Raw genomic sequence first — 14,574 nt, 5'->3', positions numbered from 1 at the left:
CCGGTCACCAGTTCCGCGACGAGAGGAAAGCCATGAGCAGCAAGGAAGAAGTCCGCGCGTTCGTCATCGACGCGCTGGTCGGTCTGCAGTACGCGACGCCGGATGTCGCTGGCGACACCCAGCTCGGCCCGGCCGGTCTCGACCTGGAGTCGCTGTCGATGGCCGAGCTGACCGTGCAGCTGGAGGACCGCTTCGGCGTCAAGATCGACGAGGACGAGATCGAGCAGGTCTCGCTGATGACCATCGACGAGTTCGTCGCCGACGTCGCGGGCAGGCTGGAGCCGGTCGCCGAGGGCAGCGTTCGTGAGTGAGACCACCGCGGCGCCCACCCGCGCGGACGTCGTCGAGATGATCTCCGGCTACCGCGCCCAGGTGTCCAAGGCCGACACCGAGGACCTCGACTCGCTCGAGCTGGCGTGGCTGCTGCACCAGGCCGAGCAGCGCTACGGCGTGGAGCTCGACCTCGACGACGCCGACCTGTCGCGGATGTACACCGTGGCCGGTGCCGCCGAGGTGCTCGCCGACCTGGTGGGTGGGCGTCACGATGGCTGAGGCGGGCGGGGTCGGCGGGGCGGGCGTGGTCGTCACCGGGGTGGCCGCGGTCGCGGGCACCGGGTGGGACCTGGCCGCGCTCGGGGCGCGCACCGCGGCGGGTGAGCCCGCGTTCACGCCGGTGACCCGCTTCGACGCGGGCCGCTACCGCACCGACCTCGCCGCGCAGTTGCCCGGGGACCCGGTGCTGGCCGACGAGCTGGTCTCGATCGTGGGCACCGCCTGCGAGCAGGCCGGTCTCGGCGCTGCCGAGCGCGCGGTCAGCCCGCTGCTGGTCGCCGTGCACGGCGACCCGGCGGTGGCGCGGCTGCCCGAGTCCGAGCGCACCGGCCCCGGCGCCATCGCCGCCTCGATCGCGCGCCGGAGCGGGCTCGGTCCGGCACCCCGGGCGTACATGACCGCCTGCGTGGCGGCCAGCACCGCGGTCGCCGACGCGGCCGCGATGATCTCCCACGGCCGCGCGCACCGGGTCGTGGTCGCCGCCGGGTACCTGGTGGAGCAGGACAACTTCGCCCTGTTCGACGCGGGCCGCTCGCTGGCGCCCGACGGCCACGTGCGCCCGTTCAGCGCGGGCAGGCAGGGCATGCTGCTCGGCGACGGGATCGCCGCGGTGGTGCTGGAGTCGGCTGAGGAGGCCGCGCGGCGCGGCGCGGCACCGCTCGCGCGGATCGCCGGGTGGGGTCGGGCGGGCGACGCCTTCCACATCACCCAGCCCGATCCCGAGGGCGGCGGCATGACCAGGGCGGTCACCGCGGCGCTGCGCAAGGCGGGCCGCGTGCCCGCCGACATCGGCTACATCAACGCGCACGGCACCGGCACCGCGCAGAGCGACGTCGCCGAGACCGCCGCGCTGCACCGGGCCCTCGGCGCGGACGCGGCCCGGATCCCGGTGAGCTCGTCGAAGTCGGTGCACGGCCACACGTTGCAGGCCGGTGGGCTGGTGGAGCTGGCGGTCACGGTGCACGCGGTGCGCACCGGGCGGCTGCCGGTCAACGCCGGGTACGTCGGCCCGGACGAGCGGTGCGGGCTGAACCTGGTCCTGGACCGCCCGGTGGAGCGCGAGGTCGACTACGCGCTCACCCTCAACTCCGCCTTCGGCGGCGCGAACACGGCATTGGTGGTGGCACGGGTATGACCACGACGACGGACACCGCACTCTCCATTGTGGACTTGTCGGATCTGTCGGATCTCGACTTGTCCACAGTGGAGCTGGAGGTGCTCGCCGAGGCGCGGTGGCCGGGCGCGGATCCTTCCGCGCAGCCAGCCCCGTTGCCGGGGTTCGTCAGCTCGTCCTTCGCCCCGCTGATCGCCCAGGCCGCCGACGACTGCCTCAGCCAGGTGCACGGCAGCGCCCCGGCCCCGGCCGAGCGCGGCGACCGCACGGCGGTCGTGGTGGTCAGCGTCCGCGGTGACCTCGGCACGTCGACGGCCGTCGCGGCCGCGGTGGACGCGGGCAAGCGGATGCCGCCGATCCTGTTCTTCCAGTCGGTGGTCAACTCCGCGGCGGGCCGGGTCGCGGTGACCTGGGGCCTGCGCGGCCCGGTCGTGTGCACCAGCCCGGTGGCCGACCCGGTCGCCGACGCCGTGGCGGTGGCCGACCTGCTCATCGCCGACGAGGCGGCCGACGAGGTCCTGCTGGTGCTCGTCGAGCAGGGCGCCGAGGAGGCGAGGGCCCTGCTGCTGGGCAGGGCGGCCGCGCCGCTCACAGGTACGGCACCCACCAGCACAGCGCTCACAGGTACGGCACCCACAGGCACAGCATCGACAGGCGCAGCGCCCACGAACGAGCAGAGGAGTTCGCAGTGACCGTCAAGACAACCCGGGCGCAGCTGGCCGCAGACCCGGACCTGGGCATCGGCAACGTGCTCAGCACGCTCGTGCGCAACGGCTACGGCCTCGACGAGCCGACGCTGAGCTTCGACACCGCCGTCGACGGCCACCCGGCGTGGGAGCCGCTCACCCTGCGGCAGCTGGAGTTCCAGGTCGCCTCGCGCGCCTCGATCTTCCACGCCAAGGGCATCGTCTCGCGCGACCCGGTCGCCATCTACGTGACCGACTCCGCGGACCTGGTGCTCAACTACCTGGCGCTGGCCCGCATCGGCGCGATCCCGGCGCTGGTGAACAAGAACCTGCCCGGCGAGACCGCCGCGGTCTACATCACCCGGGTCCGCCCGGTCGCCGTGCTCACCGACGCCGCCCACCGGGCCAAGCTCGGCGACGGCGTCGAGGGCGTCGGGCTGTTCATCGACGTGGCCGAGCTGCTCAACGGCGACCCGTCCGCCGCGCCGGAGCAGTACCGCCACCACGCCGACGACCCGGTGGTGATCACCCACTCCTCGGGGACCACCGGCATGCCCAAGGCGGTCGTCGCCTCGCACTCGAGCCTGTTCGCCTCGGTCCGCCACCGGCTGCGCCTGCCGCGCGCCCAGGGCGTCGACCGGATGCTGAGCGCGCTGCCCGCCAACCACGCGGCGATCGTCATCGCCACCAGCCTGGCGCTGAGCAACCGCTCGCAGCTGCTGTGCCTGTCCGAGCAGTCCGGCACCAAGGTGCTCGAGGCGATCGACCGCTGGAAGCCGACCTGCGTGCTCGGCTTCGCCGCGACCTGGCCGGAGCTGGTCTCGCACGACCTCACCGGCTACGACGTGTCCTCGGTGCAGTTCTGGTGGAACACCGGCGACTGCGCGCACGAGGCGCACATCCGCAGGCTGATCTCCGTCGGCACCCGCACCGTGGTCAGCGCCCAGGGCGTGAGCCAGGTGACCGGGTCGGCGTTCATCGACGGCCTGGGCTCCACCGAGATGGGCCACTCGCAGTTCTTCATCACCCACACCCCCGACACCGACCGCTACGGCCGCTGCATCGGCAAGCCGCACGCGTTCGCCGACATCGCGGTGCTCGACGACAACGGCGACAAGCTGCCCGTCGGCGAGGTCGGTCAGCTCGGTGTGCGGTCCCCAACGCTGGCGCCGGGGTACTGGAACGACTCGGTGACCACCTATCGCAGCAGGCTCGCCGGGTACTTCCTCACCGGTGACCTCGCCTATCGCGACGCGGAGGGGTACTACTACCACGTCGACCGCGCTGTTGACGCCATCGACCTCGGCGAGGGCAAGCGCCTTTACACCGCGCAGTCCGAGGAGCGCGTGCTCGCGTCGAACCCGGACGTGCTCGACTGCACTGTTGTCGCGGTCAAGGACGACGAGGGTCAGGTGGCATCCGCGGTGCTGTTGACCCTCAACGCTGGTGCGGACACCTCTATCGACCACACCGCGGCGGTCAAGGCGGCGCTACCGGAGTACGTCGCCGCGACCATCCGCGAGGTCGTTGTCGTGAACGAGGACGACATCCCGCGCGGCGCGACCGGCAAGGTCCGCAAGGTCGTCCTCCGCCAGCAGCACGCCGACAAGCTGCGTTCGGTGACCGCGTGAGCGCCGCGGGCCGCAGTGCGGTCATCACCGGCATCGGCATGATCACCCCCGCGGGCCGGGGGGCGACCAGCACCTTCGACGCGCAGTGCGAGGGCCGCTCCGGCATCGTCACCCCGCCGCGCGACCACGTCGTGGCCACCTGGATCGAGAACGCCGGTGTGGCACCGGAGGTCGACCCGGCGTCGATCTACGACCGGGCCGACCCGTGCCTGGACCGCTACGTGCTGCTCGCGCTGGCCGCGGCCGACGACGCCATCGCCGACGCTGGCCTGGTGGTGGGCGAGAACGCTGACCCGCACCGGATCGCCACGGTCGTCTCCAGCGGCGGCGGCGGTCTGCTCACCTACGAGGAGCAGGCCTCGGCGCGCCGCGCCAAGGGGCGCACCGGGATCAGCCCGTACATGATCCCCGGCATCCTGCCGAACATGGCCGCCGCGCGGATCGCGCTGCGGTTCGGCCTGCGCGGCTACAGCGCCGCCGTCGCCACCGCGTGCGCCGCCGGTGCCCAGTCGATCGCCGACGGGCTGCGGCTCATCCGCGCGGGCGACGCGGACGTGGTGGTCTGCGGCGGCACCGACGCGCCGCTGCACCCCAGCATCGCCACCGGGTTCGTCAACGCCCGCGCCACCGCCAACGGCTGGGCCGACCCGACCCAGGCGAGCCGCCCGTTCGACAAGGGCCGCAACGGTTTCGTGCTCAGCGAGGGCTCCTGCGTGGTCGTGCTGGAGAGCGTCGAGCACGCCAACGCGCGCGGTGTCGCGGGCTACGCCGACCTCATCGGCTGGGGCGGCACCACCGACGCCCACCACCTCACCGCGCCGCGCGCCGACGGTGAGGGCGCGGCGGAGGCCATGCGCCGCGCGGTGGCCAGCGCCGGTGTCGCACCGTCTGATGTGGACTACATCAACGCGCACGGGACCAGCACCAAGCGCGGTGACGTCGCCGAGACCAAGGCCGTGCACGACGTGTTCGGCGCGCACTCCCCGGCGGTCAGCGCGACCAAGTCGGTGATCGGGCACTCGCTGGCCGCGGCCGGGGCGATCGAGGCGGCGGTGACCGCGCTGGCGATCGCCAAGGGCACCCTGCCGCCCACGTTCAACCTGGCCGAGGTCGACCCGCGCTGCGAACTCGACCACGTGCTGGACAAGCCGAGGCAGGGGCCGGTGTCGGTCGCGCTGTCGAACTCCTTCGGGTTCGGCGGGCACAACATCAGCCTCGCCCTCGCCCCGGCGAGCACCACGGCGAAGCGGTTCGGCTGATACCGGGAACACACCTGTCGGGGAGGCACGCGATGAGCGGGACCGAAGTCGAGAACGAGCGGGTCGAGTCCGATGCCGACCCCGGCGCGCCGCCGCTGCACGAGTTCTGGTGGCTGCACGACGCCCGCTGGTACCAGGGCGTGCTGCGCCGCTTCGGCCAGGAAGCGGCGAATGAGATCAATGCCGAGGCCATCCGGTTCGTGTTCCGCCGAATCGCCCGCTGGTACCGCCACCAGCACGGTCTCGACTTCACCGCGATGTCGCTCGAGGAATTCGTCAAGTGGTTCGAGGAAATTCCCAAGGTGTCCTGGAACTCGGCGATGATGACCGCCGAGCACGCGGTGACCGGCGACAACGAGTGGGAAAGCGTCATCACCAAGAACTACTCGCTGCGCATGCTGGCCGCCGCACGTGCGTTGGAGGGGTACGAATGCCCGTGCCCGCAGATGCGTGAGGGCTGGTTCGAGGGAATGGGGGTCACCGTGCGTGATTCCCGGGTGTCGTGCGTGCGTACCGGTGGTGAAGTGTGCCGATTCCACGCGGTTATGGACCACCAGTCATGACGATTGTGGTAAACATGTTCTAGTGCCGGGTCGGCCTCAACAATCGACAATCCAGCGCGGTTGATCACATCACCCGCGTTTATTTCCGGCGCCGTCGAACCCCGGTGCCCATCGGTAGCGGAGTCATTCCCGAAGGGGGAAGAATATGGATATCCAGGACATCGACCACGTCGAGCTCTACGTCGGAGACGTCCAGCAGTCCGCGTTCTACCTGTGCACCGCGCTCGGCTTCCGGGTGGCGGGTCAGGGCGGACCGGAGACGAGCCTGCCCGACGACCGGTCGCTGCTGTTGCGGCACGGTCGAATACAGCTCCTGCTCACCTCCGGGCTCAACCCGCGCAGCGCCGCCGCCCAGTACGTGGCCCGCCACGGCGACGGCGTGTCCAGCCTGGCGTTCACCGTGGCCGACGCGAAGGCCGCCTTCGCCGAGGCCGTGGGCCGCGGCGCGACCGCGGTCGCCGAGCCGGTCACCCACACCGACGGCGACACCAGCGTCACCATCGCCGAGGTCATCGGCTTCGGCGACGTGCGGCACCGGTTCATCGAGCGCCGCGGCGAGCGCGACGAGTTCCTGCCCGGCGTCATCGGGATGCTGACCCACGACGTCGAGGAGGGCGACAGCCTGCTCGACATCGTCGACCACATCGCCGTCTGCCTGCCCGCGGGCACCCTCGCCCCGACCGTCCAGTTCTACAAGGACGTCTTCGACTTCGAGCAGATCTTCGAGGAGTACATCGAGATCGGCGACCAGGCGATGGACTCCAAGGTGGTGCAGAGCAAGTCCACGAAGGTCACCTTCACCCTGATCGAGCCGGACAGCACCCGCCGCCCCGGTCAGATCGACGACTTCCTCGCCCGCCACGACGGCGCCGGTGTGCAGCACCTGGCGTTCCTCACCGACGACATCGTCGGCTCGGTGGAGACCTTCGCCGCGCGCGGTGTGCAGTTCCTGTCCACCCCGGCGAGCTACTACGACGCGCTGCAGGAGCGGCTGGGCCGGGTCGACCTGGGGGTCGAGGCGCTGCGCCGCACCAACGTGCTCGTCGACCGCGACCACTGGGGCGAGGTCTTCCAGATCTTCACCCGCTCGATCCACGCCAGGGGCACCTACTTCCTGGAGGTCATCGACCGCCACGGTGCCAAGACCTTCGGCAGCGGCAACATCCGCGCGCTCTACGAGGCCGTGCTGCGCGCCTCGGAGAGCCCCGCCACCGCGGGTTGAGCCGCACGCTCCACTGTCATATCGGGGACTGTGACATTTCGGCAAAAGGGGATTCCAGCGTGACCACGCAACTGCGTTCGTTCGACCTGACCGAAGACGAGCTCGCGTTACTGCCGACCGACGACGAGGTCCAGTTCTACGCCGAGCACGGGTGGTACCTGAGCAAGAAGCTGTTCACCGACGAGGAGATCGACACCCTCGTCGCCGCGAGCGAGGCGTTCTACGGGGGCCACCGCGACCGCACGCTGCCCGCGCACCCGCCGCGCCTGGCGTACTGGACCCCCGAGAAGGGCGCGGTCCAGCGGCACAACGACTACGTGCACTACGAGGACGACACGATCGGCGCGATCCTGCGCAAGCCGCTGCTGGGCGCGGTGGCCGCGCGGCTGGCCGAGGCCGAGGAGATCCGGGTCTTCCAGTCGACCCTGATCTACAAGCAGCCCAAGCCCGACGACGTCACCAACATCGTCCCGTGGCACTTCGACAAGCACTACTGGTCGACGTCCACCTCGGAGCGGATGCTGACCGCGTTCATCCCCTTCCACGACTGCCCGGAGGAGATGGGCACGATCACCATGGTGGACGGCAGCCACCTGTGGAAGGAGATCGGCGACAACGACACCACGAACCGCCACTTCGCCGAGCGCGACCGCTCCGAGCTCGACCAGATGCTGGAGGACAACGCGGCCTTCAACAACGTCGAGGTGAAGAAGGTCCCCATGGAGATCCCCAAGGGGCACGTGAGCTTCCACCACTGCAAGACCTACCACGGCAGCGGCGCCAACGTCAGCGACCGCCCGCGCCGCGCGATCTCCCTGCACCTGCAGGACGGCGCGAACGCCTACCGCGACTTCCGCACCTCCGATGGCACCCAGGTCAACTACAACCACGACTTCATCGTGCGCAAGACCGCCGCGGGCACGCCGGACTACGCCGACCCCGAGTACTGCCCGGTCACCTGGAAGGCCTGACCGCCAGCCCCTGATCACGTGGGCGGGTGGCGCCCCGGCGAGAGGAACGAGATGGCCTTGAGTGTTGACCCGTCCCGCACCGGTCGGATCGCCGTGTGCGTGGTCGGCATGGGTCCGCGCGGCCTGTCGGTGCTGGAGCGGATCTGCGCCAACGCCAGGGACTTCCCTCGGGTGGAGCTGACCGTCCACGTGGTCGACCCGCACCACCCCGGCGCGGGTGACGTCTGGCGCACCAGCCAGGACCGCCAGTTGCTGCTGAACACCGTCGCCTCCCAGGTGTCGATGTTCACCGACGAGAGCGTGGACCTGGCGGGGCGGCTGGAGGTCGGACCGAGCCTCTATGAGTGGGCGCGGTTCTTGGTGCTGATGGGCAACTCCGAGGGCTACCCGGAGGAGGTGCTGGCGCAGGCCCGCGAACTCGGGCCGGACAGCTACCCCTCCCGGTCGTTCTACGGTCACTACCTCAAGTGGGTGTTCCGCCGCGTTGTGCGGCAGGCCCCCGGAACGGTGCGGGTGGAGGTGCACCGCTCGCGGGCGGTGTCCCTTGAGGACGCCACCAGCACCACCGATGGGCCGCAGACCGTCTTGCTGGAAGACGGCACTCGACTCGATGACCTCACCGCGGTCATCTTGGCGCAAGGGCACGTCCGGGTCCGGCCGAGCGCGGCAGAGCGGTCGTTGTCCGCTTACGCCGCCGAGCACGGCCTGACGTATGTGCTGCCGTCCAACCCGGCCGATGTGGACTTGTCGTCGATCCAGCCCGGCACCGCTGTCGCGTTGCGTGGGCTGGGCCTGAACTTCTTCGACCACCTCGCGCTGTTCACCCTGGGGCGTGGTGGACGGTTCGATCGAGTCGACGGCCGGTTGGTCTACCGCCCGTCGGGACGTGAACCCAAGCTATACGCGGGATCCCGCCGTGGTGTGCCGTACCACGCGCGTGGGGAGAACGAGAAGGGCCCGTCCGGTCGCCATGATCCCGCGGTGATCACGCCAGAGGTCATCGCTGGCTTGCGGGCTAAGGGCGGCATCGACTTCCAGGCGGATCTATGGCCGCTGGTCGCTAAGGAGACCGAGACGGTCTACTACTCGACGCTGATCACCCAGCGCGAGTGCGGGTGTGTGGCGGAGCGGTTCCGTGAGCGCTACCTTGACAGGCGGTGGGGCGACCCGGCTGAGGCTCTGCTGCTTGATGAGTACGGCATCCCTACTGCGGATCGCTGGGACTGGGAACGGATCGCAACCCCGTACCGGGGACAGATCTTCGCCGACCAAGAGGCGTTCCAGGAGTGGTTGCTGGACTACCTCCGCTCGGATGCCGTGCGGGCGAAGCAGGGCAACCTCACCGACCCGGTCAAGGCCGCGCTGGACGTGATGCGCGACCTGCGCAACGAGATCCGCTTGGTCGTCGACCACAGCGGCCTTAGTGCACAGTCGCACCGGGATCACCTCGACGGGCACTACACGCCGCTGAACGCGTTCCTGTCGATCGGTCCGCCCGCTGCGCGCATCGAGCAGACGGTCGCGCTGATCGAGGCGGGCGTGTTGCAGGTGATGGGACCCGGCGTGCGGGTGCGTGCCGACACCGACCAGCCGGGTTTCGTGCTCGAGTCGCCCGCCGTGCCCGGGTCGGTGGTGCGGGCGACCGTGCTGATCGAGGCCCGGTTGCAGGAGATCGACCTGCGTCGGACGGCCGACCCGTTGATGGGGAAGCTGCTGGCGTCCGGTCAGTGCCGCCTGCACAAGGTGGGGGAGTACGAGACCGGCGGCCTCGCCGTCACCGCTCGGCCCTACCGGGTCATCGACGCCGACGACCGGGCTCACCCGCGCCGGTTCGCCTGTGGTGTGCCGACCGAGTCGGTGCACTGGGTGACAGCGGCGGGAATCCGCCCCGGCGTGAACTCGATGATCCTGGGTGACTCCGACTCGATCTCCTTGGCCTGCTTGGGCCTGGCCACGCCGGTGGTGCTGCCACTACCGCAGCCGGATGAATCCGGCAAACTATCCGCACGGTCGTGCTAGGTTGGGGTCATGACCGAGACATCACTCCGAAGTGGACCGTCGACCGAGCCGGGCACCTTCCGGCACGCGACCCGGGTCTTCTTCGACGAGCTGGACCCGATGGGCATCCTGCACAACGCCAGGTACGCGGTCCACGTCGAGCGCGCGACCGCGGCGTTCTTCGAGAGCAACGGCTTCACCTGGGAGGCCTCGATCGAGGACAACCCGGACAAGTTCCACGCGGTGCGCCGCTTCGAGGTCGACCTGGAGCTGCCGTACCTGGGCACCGGTCCGCTCGACGTGGACCTGTGGCTCGACCACCTGGGCTCCACCAGCCTGCGCTACGGCTTCCGCTGCGTGGGACCCCAGGGCCAGACCCACGCGAGCGGCCTGCGGTCGGTCGTGAAGCTCAACCCCAAGACGTTCCGGCCGGAGCCGTGGACCGAGCGGTGGCGCGCGGCGCACCTGTCGGTCCTGGGCCCGGCGCGCTCATCAGGCTGATTGCGGAGGGACCGTGCCAGGACTGCTCGACGGGAAGCGGCTGCTGATCACCGGGGTCATCACCGACTCCTCGATCGCCTTCGAGGTGGCGAAGTACGCCGCCGAGCAGGGTGCCCAGGTCATCCTCACCGGCTTCGGGCGGATGTCGCTGGTCGAGCGGCTGGCCAAGCGGCTCGGTCCGGACGTGCCGGTGATCGAGCTGGACGTCACCGACGCGGGCCAGCTCGCGACCCTGGCCGACCGGGTCCGCGAGCGCGCGGCCTTCGCCGACGGCCTGGACGGGGTGCTGCACGCGGTCGCCTACGCCCCGCCCACCTGCCTCGGCGGTGAGTTCAGCCAGGCGCCGTGGGAGGACGTGTCGACCGCGGTGCACGTGTCGACGTACTCGTTCAACGCGCTCGTCGCCGCCTGCCTGCCGCTGCTGGGCCCCGGCTCCTCGGTCGTGGGCCTCGGGTTCGACGCGCAGGTCGCCTGGCCCACCTACAACTGGATGGGCGTCGCCAAGGCCGGGCTGGAGGCGGTCGTCCGGTACCTGGCCCGCGAACTCGGGCCCAAGGGCATCCGGGTCAACCTGGTCAACTCCGGTCCGCTGCGCACCAAGGCCGCCGTGTCCATCCCCGGCTTCGCCCAGCTCAAGGCCGACTGGGACACCCACGCCCCGCTGGGCTGGGACCCGCACGACGCGCGCCCGGTGGCCACCTCCGTGTGCGCGCTGTTCTCCGACCTGCTCCCCGCCACCACCGCCTCGGTGCTCATGGTCGATGGCGGAGTGCACGCCATGGGCCTGGCCATGGGCGCCTGAGAGGACACCGCCATGCCTTTGGACCCGCAGGTCGCCGCGATGCGCGAACGCAAGATCGCGCAGGACACCCCACCGCTGTACACGCTGTCGCTGGCCCAGGCCCGTGCCGATGACCTCGCCTCCATCCAGGCCGCAGGCGGCACCCCCGAGCAGGTGGGGTCGGTCGTTAACGACACGTATCCCGGTCCGGACGGTGACATCGACATCCGCGTCTATAGGCCGGACGTCGAGGGACCGTTGCCGGTCCTGTTCTACTTCTTCGGCGGTGGCTGGACTCTTGGCACCATCGACACCTCCGACGCCATCTGCCGCAGGCTGACCAACGCCGTCGGGTGCGTCACTGTGGCCGTCGGGTACCGGTTGGCGCCAGAGCACCAGTTCCCGGCTGCCCTGGAGGACTGCTACGGCGCCGTGGAGTGGTTCGCCGCCAACGGGTCTCGCTATGGCGCGGACGTCAGTCGTATTGCGGTCGGTGGGGACAGCGCGGGCGGCAACCTCGCCGCCGTTGTCTCGCTGATGGCGCGCGATAGGGGAGGCCCCGAGCTGCGGTGTCAGGTGCTCGTCTACCCGAACACCGACTACACGGCGTCGACAGGCTCTATGGCCGAGAACACCGACCCGGCGTTCTTCAACAGCCGGTCAGTGGCCTGGTACTGGAGCCACTACCTGGCAGACCCGCCTTCCGACGGCATGGACCCGGCGGTGTCGCCGCTGCGCGCCCTCGACCACAGCGGCCTACCGCCCGCTCTAGTGATCACCGCGGAGTACGACCCGCTGCGTGACCAGGGCGAAGAGTACGGCCGCAAGCTGTCCGCGGCAGGCGTACCGACGGTGGTGAGCCGCTACGACGGTATGGTGCACGGCTTCTTCGCGATGGCCGGGGATCTGGACGCCGGTGCGCGGGCCCAGGAAGAAGTTGCTGCATATCTGCGGAAGTTCCTGTAGTTAAGTGCCTGTAGTTGGGTGACTTTGGTCCGGACGGCGAGGGGTGCAGGCGTGTCATTAGAGGCCATCTCCGGGGTGCTGCTGCGTGCGGCCGACCTCCACGGCAGCGTCACCGACCCGGGCATGGAGTCGATGAACTTCCTCAACGAGGTCGTCGGCCGGTTCCCGGACGCGATCTCGTTCGCCCCGGGGCGGCCGTACGAGGGGTTCTTCGAGACCAGCCAGGTGTTCGACTACCTCAAGGCGTACACCGAGTACCTGGCGAACGACCTGGGCTACACCGAGTCGCAGGTGCGGACGAACATCTTCCAGTACGGGCGCACCAACGGGCACATCCACGGCCTGATCGCCCGCACTGTCTTGAACGACGAGGGGATCGAGGTCGACCCGCAAGCGGTCGTCGTGACCGTCGGTTGCCAGGAGGGCATGCTCCTCACCCTCCGTGCCCTCTTCGCGGGCCCGGATGACGTGCTCCTGGTCAGCTCCCCCTGCTACGTCGGCATCACCGGCACCGCGACGGTCCTGGACATCCCCATCCACCCCGTCCCCGAGGGCCCCCACGGCGTCGACCCGGCCGCCGTCGCCGCTGCCGCCGCTGAGGTCCGCGCCACCGGCAAACGCCCCCGCGCGATGTACCTGGTCCCCGACTTCGCCAACCCCTCCGGCTCCAGCATGCCGGTGTCGGCGCGCGAAGAGTTGCTGCGCGTCGCCGAGCAGGAAGACCTGCTCCTCCTCGAGGACAACCCGTACGGCTTCTTCCTCCGCGAAGGCAACCCCCGCCCCACCCTCAAGGCGCTCGACCGCGGCAAGCGCGTCATCTACTTAGGCTCCTTCGCCAAAACCGGCTTCCCCGGCGCCCGAGTCGGCTACGTCCTGGCCGACCAGCCGGTTGAATCCGCGGACGGCACCGTCGGCCTCCTCTCCGACTCCCTGTCGAAGATCAAGAGCATGACCACCGTCAACACGGCCGCCCTCAGCCAAGCAGCCATCGGCGGCATGCTCATCCAAGCCGACTGCAGGCTGCGCGACGCCAACACCCAGGCCATCGCCTTCTACCGCAACAACCTCCAGACGGTCTTGGACCAACTGGAGCACCACTTCCCCCCGGAGGTCCGCACCCCCCTCGGCATCTCCTGGAACGCCCCCGAAGGCGGCTTCTTCCTGGTGGTCAACGTCCCCTTCCCCGCGAACGACGCCGCCCTAAACCGCGCCGCCCGCGACTACGGCGTCCTCTGGACCCCCATGAACTACTTCCACCACGACGCCGAGGGCGACTACCAGCTGCGCCTCTCTTGCAGCGCCTTGGACCCCGACACCATCGTGGAAGGCATGACCCGCCTGGCTTCCTTCATCAAAGACACCATCCAGAGCTGACGACCGCCTGGAACTGGCCACCATGAAAGCCGCCGTGTGGAAGCGGCAGATCCAACCGCTTCTCGTGGGAAACCCGGAGTGGAAGTTCCAGGGCGCGTTCTGCTACCGCGCCCCGGTCGTCCACGTGGCCTACGGCGTACTGGCCGAGAGCTCGTCCTATGACACCGGCACCTACCTATGGCGCGTCTTCACCCCGCTCTTCCACGCACTCGACCACCTAGACCTCTCATTCTCGAAGCGCCTGGACCCCGGCCGCTTCTACGAGGGCGACAACACCCTGACATCCGCCGTCCAAACCGTCCTCACCAGCATGGCCGCCACCGACGACGCCGCCAAACTGGAACACATAGCCAAGTACGACGGGGTTTTCAAGGGCAACATCCAAACCGCAGAAAGCGCCGGATACGCCCGCTACCTCCTCGGCCGTCGAAAGACCGCATTGCTGGCCCTCCGGCGCGTGGCGGACTACGAGTCGGATCGTCCTGAGATGTGGGACGCTTCGGAGCGAGCACAGACAATCCTGGACCTCGACTCAAGTAGCGGAGAGGACGCGGTCAAGGCCACCCTGCACCAGTGGTCCCGCGACGGCGCCGCCCGCTTGAACCTCGTGGACCGTTCCGAGAAAGCTCAACCATGATCGAATCCGAGGTGGTCGTCGCCATCAAGGTGGCGGAGTCCCTCAGCCGAGAACTCGACGACGACTAGGTCGAGTTCTGGTCACTGCTCTGGCACCTACGCCGAGCCCTACCCGAAGCCGTCGACGACCTTCTCCGAACGCTCTCCCAAGCAATCCTGACCGCCCTCACCGACTCCAACGTCGCCCTAGGCGACCTGGACGGCAAAACCGGCACGTTTCTCCCATGGGACAACCCATCGACCTCGGTAGCCACAGCAATGTCGATGTGGCAAGACCTCGGCCGCGACCCGAACATGGGCGACATCGGCTGGCTGGCGAG

15 protein-coding genes are annotated in these 14,574 nt (G+C 69.7%); all 15 read left to right on the top strand.

Translation table 11 applies throughout. From position 1 onward, the window contains the following. The first annotated feature begins 32 nt into the window (after nucleotides 1-32). The 15 genes from LV75_RS31075 (at nucleotide 33) to LV75_RS31005 (ending at nucleotide 14,255) form a co-directional block, all read left to right on the top strand. Complete coding sequence (locus LV75_RS31075; RefSeq protein ID WP_253890927.1) at nucleotides 33-311, top strand: acyl carrier protein; 279 nt, start codon at nucleotides 33-35, stop codon at nucleotides 309-311. Continuing rightward, nucleotides 304-552: a hypothetical protein gene (locus LV75_RS31070; protein ID WP_253890926.1), complete on the top strand. Its 249-nt coding sequence runs from the start codon at nucleotides 304-306 to the stop codon at nucleotides 550-552. Before LV75_RS31075 ends, LV75_RS31070 begins: the two co-directional genes overlap by 8 nt. After that, a complete protein-coding gene (locus LV75_RS31065; RefSeq protein ID WP_253890925.1) occupies nucleotides 545-1,687 on the top strand; it encodes a beta-ketoacyl-[acyl-carrier-protein] synthase family protein in 1,143 nt (380 codons plus the stop codon). The genes LV75_RS31070 and LV75_RS31065 overlap by 8 nt, the downstream gene beginning before the upstream one ends. Then, nucleotides 1,684-2,358, top strand: a complete 675-nt coding sequence (locus LV75_RS31060; protein WP_253890924.1) for a beta-ketoacyl synthase chain length factor — start codon at nucleotides 1,684-1,686, stop codon at nucleotides 2,356-2,358. Before LV75_RS31065 ends, LV75_RS31060 begins: the two co-directional genes overlap by 4 nt. Next, complete coding sequence (locus LV75_RS31055) at nucleotides 2,355-3,983, top strand: class I adenylate-forming enzyme family protein (RefSeq protein WP_253890923.1); 1,629 nt, start codon at nucleotides 2,355-2,357, stop codon at nucleotides 3,981-3,983. The genes LV75_RS31060 and LV75_RS31055 overlap by 4 nt, the downstream gene beginning before the upstream one ends. Further along, nucleotides 3,980-5,242 (top strand): beta-ketoacyl-[acyl-carrier-protein] synthase family protein, encoded by a 1,263-nt coding sequence (locus tag LV75_RS31050; protein ID WP_253890922.1) that lies wholly within the window; start codon nucleotides 3,980-3,982, stop codon nucleotides 5,240-5,242. Before LV75_RS31055 ends, LV75_RS31050 begins: the two co-directional genes overlap by 4 nt. A gap of 32 nt (nucleotides 5,243-5,274) precedes the next feature. Further along, the gene (locus LV75_RS31045) at nucleotides 5,275-5,805 is read left to right on the top strand and encodes a hypothetical protein (protein ID WP_253890921.1); all 531 of its coding nucleotides are present in this window, start codon (nucleotides 5,275-5,277) and stop codon (nucleotides 5,803-5,805) included. A 145-nt stretch (nucleotides 5,806-5,950) separates the two neighbouring features. Then, nucleotides 5,951-7,027: a 4-hydroxyphenylpyruvate dioxygenase gene (gene hppD, locus LV75_RS31040; protein WP_253890920.1), complete on the top strand. Its 1,077-nt coding sequence runs from the start codon at nucleotides 5,951-5,953 to the stop codon at nucleotides 7,025-7,027. A gap of 59 nt (nucleotides 7,028-7,086) precedes the next feature. Then, entirely contained in the window at nucleotides 7,087-7,998 is a 912-nt protein-coding gene (locus tag LV75_RS31035) for a phytanoyl-CoA dioxygenase family protein (protein WP_253890919.1), read from the top strand. A 51-nt stretch (nucleotides 7,999-8,049) separates the two neighbouring features. Next, complete coding sequence (locus tag LV75_RS31030) at nucleotides 8,050-10,017, top strand: FAD/NAD(P)-binding protein (RefSeq protein WP_253890918.1); 1,968 nt, start codon at nucleotides 8,050-8,052, stop codon at nucleotides 10,015-10,017. A 9-nt stretch (nucleotides 10,018-10,026) separates the two neighbouring features. Further along, nucleotides 10,027-10,497 (top strand): acyl-CoA thioesterase, encoded by a 471-nt coding sequence (locus tag LV75_RS31025; RefSeq protein WP_253890917.1) that lies wholly within the window; start codon nucleotides 10,027-10,029, stop codon nucleotides 10,495-10,497. Nucleotides 10,498-10,510: 13 nt separating this feature from the next. Continuing rightward, nucleotides 10,511-11,299 carry an enoyl-ACP reductase FabI gene (gene fabI / locus LV75_RS31020; protein WP_253890916.1) on the top strand — a complete coding sequence of 263 codons (789 nt, stop codon included), beginning with the start codon at nucleotides 10,511-10,513 and terminating at the stop codon, nucleotides 11,297-11,299. Between the two features lie 12 nt (nucleotides 11,300-11,311). Next, complete coding sequence (lipP1, locus tag LV75_RS31015; protein ID WP_253890915.1) at nucleotides 11,312-12,244, top strand: LipP1 family hormone-sensitive lipase; 933 nt, start codon at nucleotides 11,312-11,314, stop codon at nucleotides 12,242-12,244. 51 nt (nucleotides 12,245-12,295) lie between these two features. Next, on the top strand, nucleotides 12,296-13,618 hold the full coding sequence (locus tag LV75_RS31010) for an aminotransferase-like domain-containing protein (RefSeq protein ID WP_253890914.1): 1,323 nt from the start codon (nucleotides 12,296-12,298) through the stop codon (nucleotides 13,616-13,618). A gap of 22 nt (nucleotides 13,619-13,640) precedes the next feature. Then, nucleotides 13,641-14,255 (top strand): hypothetical protein, encoded by a 615-nt coding sequence (locus LV75_RS31005; RefSeq protein ID WP_253890913.1) that lies wholly within the window; start codon nucleotides 13,641-13,643, stop codon nucleotides 14,253-14,255. The last annotated feature ends 319 nt before the right edge of the window (nucleotides 14,256-14,574 follow it).

It is taken from the genome of Actinokineospora diospyrosa, from assembly GCF_024171925.1.
GTDB lineage: Bacteria > Actinomycetota > Actinomycetes > Mycobacteriales > Pseudonocardiaceae > Actinokineospora > Actinokineospora diospyrosa.
The sequence above is the reverse complement of the archived record's forward strand: the minus strand, read 5'-3'. Positions and strand labels throughout refer to the sequence as shown.

Excerpts from the sequence above, each read along its gene's own strand:
- LV75_RS31075 (WP_253890927.1), top strand. The coding sequence starts at position 33 with ATGAGCAGCAAGGAAGAAGTCCGCGCGTTCGTCATCGACGCGCTGGTC.
- LV75_RS31065 (WP_253890925.1), top strand. The coding sequence starts at position 545 with ATGGCTGAGGCGGGCGGGGTCGGCGGGGCGGGCGTGGTCGTCACCGGG.
- LV75_RS31060 (WP_253890924.1), top strand. The coding sequence starts at position 1,684 with ATGACCACGACGACGGACACCGCACTCTCCATTGTGGACTTGTCGGAT.
- LV75_RS31045 (WP_253890921.1), top strand. The coding sequence starts at position 5,275 with ATGAGCGGGACCGAAGTCGAGAACGAGCGGGTCGAGTCCGATGCCGAC.
- hppD (WP_253890920.1), top strand. The coding sequence starts at position 5,951 with ATGGATATCCAGGACATCGACCACGTCGAGCTCTACGTCGGAGACGTC.
- LV75_RS31030 (WP_253890918.1), top strand. The coding sequence starts at position 8,050 with ATGGCCTTGAGTGTTGACCCGTCCCGCACCGGTCGGATCGCCGTGTGC.
- LV75_RS31025 (WP_253890917.1), top strand. The coding sequence starts at position 10,027 with ATGACCGAGACATCACTCCGAAGTGGACCGTCGACCGAGCCGGGCACC.
- lipP1 (WP_253890915.1), top strand. The coding sequence starts at position 11,312 with ATGCCTTTGGACCCGCAGGTCGCCGCGATGCGCGAACGCAAGATCGCG.
- LV75_RS31005 (WP_253890913.1), top strand. The coding sequence starts at position 13,641 with ATGAAAGCCGCCGTGTGGAAGCGGCAGATCCAACCGCTTCTCGTGGGA.